Source organism: Labrys sp. KB_33_2, assembly GCF_052114505.1.
Taxonomy (GTDB): Bacteria; Pseudomonadota; Alphaproteobacteria; order Rhizobiales; family Labraceae; genus Labrys.
Window position 1 is genome coordinate 1 of sequence record NZ_JBFREW010000097.1, and the last position, 360, is coordinate 360.

The window sequence follows — 360 nt, forward strand, 5'->3', positions numbered from 1 at the left end:
GGGCTCTTTCGACCAGGGCTATGGCAGCTCGTCCAGCTTCAAGCGCGACCTCACGCGCCTGATGTCGCAGGTCGACGATGCCGTGCGGTCCATTCGCGTGCTCACCGACTATATGCAGCAGCACCCCGAATCCCTAATCCGGGGCAAGACCAGAGGAAGCAACTGATGCCGTTCTCCTCCTTCCGTCGTTCTGGACGCATCGCGGCCCTCACGGGCCTGGGCCTGGCTCTGGCTTTACTTTCGGCCTGCGCCTCGCCGGCGGCCAAGATCTATACCCTGGCCGCCCAAAGCGGGCAGAAGGTTGCGGGCCGGCCCGTCTCGGTATCGATCGAAACGGTGGATGTCGCCAAATATCTCGAT

Annotated in this window: 1 protein-coding gene; it reads left to right on the top strand. The window is 63.1% G+C overall.

All coding sequences use genetic code 11. From position 1 onward, the window contains the following. Positions 1-165: 165 nt before the first annotated feature. A partial coding sequence (locus tag AB4037_RS34715; RefSeq protein WP_441774698.1) for a hypothetical protein occupies positions 166-360 on the top strand: 195 nt, incomplete at its 3' end.